Origin of the sequence: Rhodococcus sp. CX (assembly GCF_015865005.1) — a bacterium.
Taxonomy (GTDB): domain Bacteria; phylum Actinomycetota; class Actinomycetes; order Mycobacteriales; family Mycobacteriaceae; genus Rhodococcus.
Window position 1 is genome coordinate 4237 of the sequence record NZ_JADZGH010000212.1, and the last position, 6962, is coordinate 11198.

At 61.8% G+C, this 6962-nt stretch carries 6 protein-coding genes; 2 read left to right on the forward strand and 4 right to left on the reverse strand.

Translation table 11 applies throughout. From position 1 onward, the window contains the following. Both I0Q12_RS23400 and nudC read left to right on the forward strand, forming a co-directional pair. A partial coding sequence (locus I0Q12_RS23400) for a Dabb family protein (protein WP_231611291.1) occupies positions 1-326 on the forward strand: 326 nt, incomplete at its 5' end. 74 nt (positions 327-400) lie between these two features. Continuing rightward, positions 401-1327, forward strand: a complete 927-nt coding sequence (nudC, locus tag I0Q12_RS23405; protein WP_197255194.1) for an NAD(+) diphosphatase — start codon at positions 401-403, stop codon at positions 1325-1327. 923 nt (positions 1328-2250) lie between these two features. Here nudC and I0Q12_RS34715 read toward each other — a convergent pair. The 4 genes from I0Q12_RS34715 to I0Q12_RS23420 all read right to left on the reverse strand — a co-directional run. Next, a complete protein-coding gene (locus I0Q12_RS34715; protein WP_269437682.1) occupies positions 2251-2379 on the reverse strand; it encodes a hypothetical protein in 129 nt (42 codons plus the stop codon). Between the two features lie 508 nt (positions 2380-2887). Then, positions 2888-4534, reverse strand: a complete 1647-nt coding sequence (locus tag I0Q12_RS23410; RefSeq protein ID WP_197255200.1) for an NAD(P)/FAD-dependent oxidoreductase — start codon at positions 4532-4534, stop codon at positions 2888-2890. 209 nt (positions 4535-4743) lie between these two features. After that, positions 4744-5889: an acyl-CoA dehydrogenase family protein gene (locus I0Q12_RS23415; RefSeq protein WP_197255196.1), complete on the reverse strand. Its 1146-nt coding sequence runs from the start codon at positions 5887-5889 to the stop codon at positions 4744-4746. 142 nt (positions 5890-6031) lie between these two features. After that, positions 6032-6962, reverse strand: a 931-nt coding sequence (locus I0Q12_RS23420) for a helix-turn-helix domain-containing protein (protein WP_197255198.1), incomplete at its 5' end; no start/stop codon positions are given.

Genomic DNA, 6962 nt, shown 5'->3' on the forward strand with positions numbered 1-6962 from the left:
TCGAATTGTGTATCCAGAGAGGGATTATCATGTTGCATCACGTTGTAACGTTCATATGGAAAAAAGACATTACTGACGAGCGCATCGAATCGTTCGACAATGCTCTTGACGCAATATCGACGAGCATTCCCGAAGTCGTGGAATTTCGTTACGGAAGGGACCTGGCGCTCAAGCCCGGGATCGGCGACTATGCAATATCTGCGATCTTCGAGGACGTCCCCGGATTCCGCGCGTATCTGGCCCATCCCGATCATGTGCGCCTCGTTGAAGAATTCATCTCGGTAATGGCCGAATCGTACTCGTCGATCCAGTTCGAGTTTGCGTAACGGCAGTGCCCGCCGCCCGTTCACCGAACAAAGAGTCGGTCGACAGGGTCACTCGTTACGGAAGGTTGTGATCAGTGGTGAACGCTGAAGATGTCGGGGGTGCCCTGCCTGGTGATGCCTTGAGCCGCCCTGTCGCGCTACGTGACGACGTGACCGCGCAGGCGGAGGCATGGCCGAATGCGCGACTGCTTCGCGTGAACGGTGCCGGTCAGGTTCGTCTCAGCGACGGACAACTTATCCTCGAGTCGGCTGCCGACTACTACTCCCGGCCTCCTACGCACGCCGTCCTGCTGGGAGTTGTCGGTACAGTGCACGAGTGGGCTGTGCGGGACGAGTTCCTCACGGATGCTTCCATGGAGAGCGCGGACATCGAGGTCGGTGACCTGCGGTCACACGGAGCGTTCCTCGATGCTGTTGATGCCGAACGGTATCTCACAGCGCAGGCCCTGCTGATGTGGCAGGACGAGTCCCACTTCTGCGCCAAGGACGGGGCGCCGATGACGATCACGTCGGGTGGTTGGACGCGTGTGTGCACTGCGTGCGGTCGGGAGGAGTACCCGCGTACCGATCCCGCGATCATCTGTCTGGTACATGACGGGGCAGACCGCGTGCTGCTGGCGCGACACGCGAATTGGCCGGTGCGGAACTTCTCAACGCTGGCGGGATTCGTCGAGGCCGGTGAGTCGCTCGAAAGCTGCGTGGCGCGGGAAGTTGCGGAAGAGGTCGGTCTCGTTGTCTCCGATGTGGTCTACGTCGGAAGTCAACCATGGCCGTTTCCGCGCTCCCTCATGCTCGGTTTCCATGCCATTGCCGACCCTCGAGACCAGCTAATCTTCAGTGATGGCGAGATCTGCGAGGCTGCTTGGTGCACCCGCACGGAGGTGAGGGAGGCTCTCGCCGCCGGCGACTGGACGAGTTCGGTCGATGCGCACGTGTTGTTGCCGGGGAAAGTCTCGATTGCAAGGCGCATGCTCGAGGCTTGGGTGCTAACTGGTAGCTGACCTTCCGGCTTGATCGGCGCAGTCCTGTCATCGGGCCAGCGCTACTCCGAAGGGACGCCGTTGTCGGTTTCGGCCCCGGTTCTCGACGATCTCTCACGTGTGCGACCATTGCAGTGCAAAGGCAGCTCGTGATCGACGATCCGGAATATCCATGGCGAGAGAGCACGCACTGCCGCAGTCCTCATCCGCGTCATGCGCCCCTCTCCCTTGGGCGTGCTGGTTCGGAGCCAGGTCAGCCGCCGCTGACGTACTCCTATCGGTGACGAACGGCCGCTCACTGGGGACGAGGTGATGCGGCGCGGAGATAGATGAATACTGTTGTTGTAGAGCACAATTGAGTATCGTACTCCTATCGACAGTGTCGTGGTTGCCGGCTAGTACGGCCGCACCTGTCGGCGGTTCGTCCCACGAGCATCCACCGCTGGCAACATGGTCGCCCAGTGGTGTGCATGCAGTGGCGGCGAGGCGGCATGCCTCGATCTCCGGGCACGGGCAGATCCCGATATCCCCCCTGCGTTCGGGCTGCCGGAGTCCCGCTTCGGTGATCACCTGATAGTCGAAGCGGGGCCTTCCGTCCATTTATGGACATCGTCTTGTCGGCGACCTTCGCCCAAGACGTCAGCGCGGCCCGGGAGTCGGAGGAAGGCGTGCAGTAGTGTTCGTGGCGGATCGTAGGGCACCGGGATCCTGTGAGCCAGGGCGGAGTGCGTTCGATCTTCCGTCGATATCGCCTGAGATGCTCTCTGCTATCGCCATAGAAGCCGACAATTCGGGCTCTGCGTTGTCGGCTGCCCCGACGGTGCTGACCCGGCGACCAGCAGATCGTGTACACGACTTCCCACTCGATACGCCGGCCCCGACCGGGCACCGCCGACGGGTGAGCTGGGTTGTCTCCGGCCCTGAGAAATCGCAGGTCCCGGTAGCTACGTTCTCTGCCGCGACCGTGATTGATGGTCGGCACGATCGACCGAATCAGTGCGCAACGCCGCGACAACGGTGACCACCTTGTGGCGGAGGGCGCCGAAGACCTCGTCGAGGTGCGTGCCGAACATCGCAAGACTGTACCCATCATCCGGTGCAACGACACGGAAAGATGGCCGCGACTCCGTACCGAGTTCGTGAGGACGCATGCCCCACGGAGTTCCGACAGCAGATGAAGGCGCGATTCTGCCTCGGCATCCAGCCGGCCTTCATCGTGCCGTCGCAGCGCATGCTTGCTCGTCAGGAGGGATGAACCCACCCTCCGAGGTCCTTCATCGGTTCGGTCCGATCCAGAGCGCTGGACGGTTGTAGATGCCACCTCGGCGATCCACGTCGTGTTCGTGCGCTGCCGCCTGGTTCGTTTCGCGCACGTCGACCGCATCACCGATGCTCGTGCTCGCCTTGTCTACGGCGAAACCTGTGCGAAGACAATGCTCTCCGATCCATCGAAGACAATGCTCTCCGATCCATCATTGCCCTATCGACGGAGTCGACGTTCACCGGGCTCGGGGCAGCGAGCCCAGCCAAACGGATGCTTGGGCTACATGGGACTCAGTAGCCCAAGCGCGTCCGTTCTCGTCAGTCGGTCTCGTAGGTGTCGTAACCGTTGGACTTGATCTCTTCCCAACGAGCAAAGTACTGAGGGACTCCCCCTGAGTAGTTGAGCATCTGCGCCGGCTTACCGGGTACGTTTGCACCCCAGTACCAGGAACGCGCCTTCGTGAACATCGAGTTCACGAAGAGCTCGTCGACGTGTGCGCGCCACTGCTTCTCGGACTCTTCGGTGTTTTCGAACCGAGTCGCCCCTTTTTCACGCAGGTACTGGAGGAACTCGACGACGATTTCACCTTGATACTCGGCAGATGTCGGGCCGTTACAGAACCCGGACGGGCTCTGAGGTCCGTACAGGAACATCATGTTCGGGAATCCGCGGGTTGACAGGCCCAGACAAGTGTCGACACCGGACTTCCACTTGTCCTGAATCGTCAAGCCGTCGACGCCGGTGATCTCGATGGCCATGATCCCACCCCGGTTGTTGTCGAATCCTGTTGCCAGTACGAGGAGGTCGCACTCGATGACACCATCGTCGGTTTCAACGCCATGGGGCACCACCCGTCGAATCGGTGTGGCGTTGGAGTCGATGACATCGACGTTGTCCTGATTGATGACATCGAAGTAATCTTGTTCGAGGGAGGGACGCTTGACGCCGTAGGGGTGCGGAGGCGTCTCCGGTGCGACGATTGCTGCTTTCTTGGGGTCGGTGACCCGCTCGAGAACCTTGCCGCGCCAGAAGTCGTAGAACGTACGGTTGGCCTCCTCATCTACGAGGATGTCCTGGAAGTTTCCGAGCCAGAGCTCGAAACCACCCTCCGCCCACATCTTCTCGTAGATCGCGTCGCGCTCTTCCTTACTCAGGCCGGTTGCGTTCTGCGGAATGAAATCGAAGTCGAATCCGGCAAAAGCCTTGTAGCGCGCGGCAAACCGCTCGGGCAGTCCCTTCCGGAAGTACTCGTTGTCGTCATGGGTAAGTTTGCGTTGTTGCATCGGAAGTGCCAGATTCGGGGTGCGTTGGAACACGGTGACGTGTTCGGCTACATGACCTGCTTCCTGGACGACCTGTACGCCGCTGGCGCCGGTGCCGATGACGACAACTTTGCGGCCACTCATGTCCACGCCCTCTTGGGGCCACCGCGCAGTGTGGTAGCACTCACCGACGAAGGAGTCGAGTCCTTCGAGATTCGGGTACAGCGGCTTGGCGCCGAAGCCTGTGGCGACAATGACTTGCCGTGCCTTCTGGATCTTGCCGTCGACGGACCGTACGGTCCACTGACGGGTTTCCTCGTCCCACGTGCATGATTCGGCGAATGTGGCGAACACGACGTCGCGGGTGAGGTCGAGCTGCGAGTCGACGTAGTTGAAGTACTCACGAACCCCCTGGTGGCCCGGATACAGTTCGGTGAAGTCGTACTTCTTCCAAAGGTCCTTGTGCGAGAACTGGTAGATCTGTCCAGTGCTGTCGGTACGGGCTCCGGGATAGCAGTTCCACCACCAAATTCCGCCCAGTCCACCCGCGGCGTCCCAGACTTTGACGGTGAAACCGAGATCGCGCAGTCGGTCCAGCGCGTACAGACCGGAGAATCCTCCCCCGATGATCAGAACATCGAGTACGTCGTTGTTCGGGTGTGAGCCGGTGCGGATCGCTGTGGCGACCTGGGATTCGGTCATGTGGTCCTCCTGGAGATTCCCCGGGACGGTTGTTTCCGCCCGGACATCTACGACGGTAGAAGCGAGCATGTGATGTGGAGTGTCCGAAATCGAGTCAAGACCATTTGATCGAACACTCGTATTCGTAAGCAGCACAAACTAATTCGATGACATTGCCAAATTCGAACCTGTTGTGCTCACGGCAGGGCGATCGATGCTGGACGTCGGGCTCAGAAGCCCAGTTCGCGACCGATCAGTTCTTTCATGATTTCGTTCGATCCCGCCCAGATCTTCGTGACCCGGGCATCCCGCCAGGCTCGTGCCACTCGGTACTCGTTCATGTAGCCGTATCCCCCGTGCAATTGCACGCAGTGATCGAGGATCCGGTTCTGGATGTCTGCAGTCCACCATTTCGCTTTGGCTGCATCGACAGGTGTCAACTTCCCGTCCGCGTGGGCTTCGATGCAGCGGTCGACATATGCCTGCGTGACGTCGATCTGTGTCACCAGCTCGGCAAGCAAGAACTTGTTGTGCTGAAACGTTCCGATGGACTGCCCGAATGCCTTGCGTTCTCGGCAGTAGTCGATCGTCTCGAGCAGGATCTGCGCAGCGTGCGCGAGATTGGCGATGGCGCATCCGAGTCGTTCCTGGGGCAGGAACGACATCATGTGGACGAATCCTCGATCGAGTTCCCCGATCACGTCGGCATCGGTGACGCGCACCCGGTCGAGGAAGAGTTCAGCGGTGTCCGCTTCGTCCTGGCCGACCTTGTCGAGTTTGCGACCACGCTCGAAGCCGGGCAAGGAGGTGTCCACGCCGAAGAGGGTAATTCCCTTGGCCTTCTTCGATGGAGAGGTACGTGCAGGAATGATGACCAGGTCCGCCGAGTAGCCATTGGTGATGAATGTCTTTGCACCCGAGAGCAGCCAGCCGTTGCCGTCCCGTACTGCGGTGGTCTTGAGTGCGGCCAGATCCGATCCCCCACCGGGTTCGGTCATTCCGATGGCAGTGAGCACATCACCGGTACACAGTCCTGGAAGCCACCTGGCCTTTTGTTCGTCGGTGGTCAGACGCACCAGATACGGTGCCACAACATCACAGTGAATACTCACACTCGACGCCAACGCGGCGTTGACCTTGGCCAGTTCCTCGATGAGGACCGCATTGAAGCGATAGTCACCTGCCTCGACACCTGAATATCGTTCGGGTACTTCGAGTCCGAGCAGATCATGCTTGCCGGCGGCGAGCCAGAAATCTCGCGGCAATGCCCTGTGGGCACGAACTTCGGCGGCCAGTGGCTCGAACCATCGAGCGAGAAACTCGCGGACAGAGTGGCGGTAAGCCTCGTGATCGTCACCGTACACCGTTCGCTTCATGGTGGGTCATCCTTCGGATCGGGTGGACGTCACCGTCCAGACGGACGGTGCGCGGACGGGGATCGTGGTTGCCTGCCCCGGCTCATCGTCTCCTCCGTCGTGTCGTCGAGGATGTCCCGATATGCGACAGACCCTTTCGGGGTCAGGACCCGAACTTCTCGTTCTCGAGGCCCAGTGCTCGGATCTTGCGGTAGAGCGTGGATCGGGCGACGCCGAGCCGCTCGGCGGCGAGGGATTTGTTGCCGTCGGACTCGTCGAGTGCGCGGACGATCGCTTCGCGTTCGGTGCGTTCGAGGGAGGTCAACTGGCGGCCGGCACCGAGGGTGCGGTAGTCGGCGGGCAGGTGTTCGAGCTTGATGTCGAATCCCATCGACCGCGCTGCCGCAGTGGTCAGCACCGAGCCGAGTTCGCGCAGGTTGCCGGGCCAGTGATGGGCGATCAAGGCCCGATGGGCCGCCGGTTGCAGGTGCGGTGTCGGGCGGGAGGGAAATTCGGCGGCGAGCAGTTCGCGCGCGAGATCGGTGAGATCTTCGATGCGCTGACGCAGCGGCGGCACGCACACACTGCGCCGCACATGGGTCTGCACCTGATGACGAAGATCGTCGGGGGTGCTCGAGGTGGCCGTGGCGATCAACGGCGCGGACAGCTCGACGGCGGCGTCGAGCAGCCGCCGGGTGGGGGCGAGGGCCTCGTCGGGGACCTCGTCGAGGTGCTCGATGATGCACGCGAGGCTGCCGGACAGGCGCGCGCGCAGCTCAGCCACGTCCGACGGTGTCAACGTCGACGCGTCCACGGTGAGGGTCTGTCCCTCGTGGCCCCATCGGTGCTGGATCTGCCGGGCCAGGTGGGTTTTGCCGACGCCGGACTCGCCGACGATCAGCACCGGTGCCACGGTGCGCACGATCTCGTCGACCCGGTCCTGGAGCCGGTGCGCGGCCAGGCTGCGGCCGGCGATGCGTGCCGCCGGCGCCACACCGGCGGGCGGGGCGGTGGTCAGGCGCGCGCGGGGGCGCGGCGGGGCCGGTGAGGCCATCGGGCGCAGTTCGATGATCGCGCTGAGCGGATCGGTGGAC